Annotated in this window: 2 protein-coding genes; both read left to right on the forward strand. The window is 65.7% G+C overall.

Annotated elements, in window-relative coordinates; all coding sequences use genetic code 11:
• Nucleotides 1-452: transposase (locus QJT82_RS45510; protein ID WP_281446742.1), on the forward strand; the 452-nt coding region annotated here is incomplete at its 5' end.
• Complete coding sequence (gene tnpB / locus QJT82_RS45515; protein WP_264623221.1) at nucleotides 449-778, forward strand: IS66 family insertion sequence element accessory protein TnpB; 330 nt, start codon at nucleotides 449-451, stop codon at nucleotides 776-778. The genes QJT82_RS45510 and tnpB, both read left to right, overlap by 4 nt.
• The last annotated feature ends 35 nt before the right edge of the window (nucleotides 779-813 follow it).

An 813-nucleotide genomic window follows, 5' to 3' on the forward strand; every position in this document is an offset into this window, starting at 1 on the left:
CAGCGCGCATTCTCTCGCCCCCGAATCAACACGTAGGCAAGAGAATCACGTGGCGCTATTTAGGTACAGACCCTAGTCCTATGGCCAAAGCGGAAGTGGAAGTGATCACGTCGGAGCGGCGACGGCGGCATTGGTCGCGGGCTGACAAGGAGCGCATCGTCGCTGCAGCGTTGCAGCCGGGTGCGACGATCCTGGGCGTGGCGCGCGCGTTTGGTGTGCATTCCAGCCAGGTGTTCCGCTGGCGCCAGCAGCTGTGCGGCGAGGAGACTGCCGTGCCCGGCTTCGCCGCTGTGACGATTGCAGCCGATCCCGATCTTCACGCAGCGGCAGCTCCGCCTCAGGGGCTGATCGAAGTCGAGATCGGGACTGAGACCAAGATCCGGATCAGCGGCGCGGCGGATGCCGCGACGGTGACGGCGGTGATCACGGCGCTCCGGGCGGGTTCGCGATGACGATCCCGATCCCCTCCGGCACACAGGTCTGGCTGGCGAGCGGCCATACCGACATGCGCAAGGGCTTCGACGGCCTGGCGCTGCTGGTCCAGGAGACCTTGAAGCGCGATCCGCATGGCGGCCATCTGTTCGTGTTCCGCGGCCGCAGCGGCGGGCTGATCAAGGTGCTGTGGCACGACGGCCAGGGCATGTGCCTGTTCGCCAAGCGGCTGGAGCGCGGCCGCTTCATCTGGCCACAGGCTGTGGACGGAGCCGTGACGATCACGCCGGCCCAGCTCGGCTATCTGCTCGAGGGCACATCGAAATATCCCCTCTGGGGAGTCTGACGAATCACCTGCCATCGAAGTTACAGTGTGCGAAC

The organism is Bradyrhizobium sp. Mp19 (genome assembly GCF_029952935.1).
Taxonomy (GTDB): Bacteria; Pseudomonadota; Alphaproteobacteria; order Rhizobiales; family Xanthobacteraceae; genus Bradyrhizobium; species Bradyrhizobium elkanii.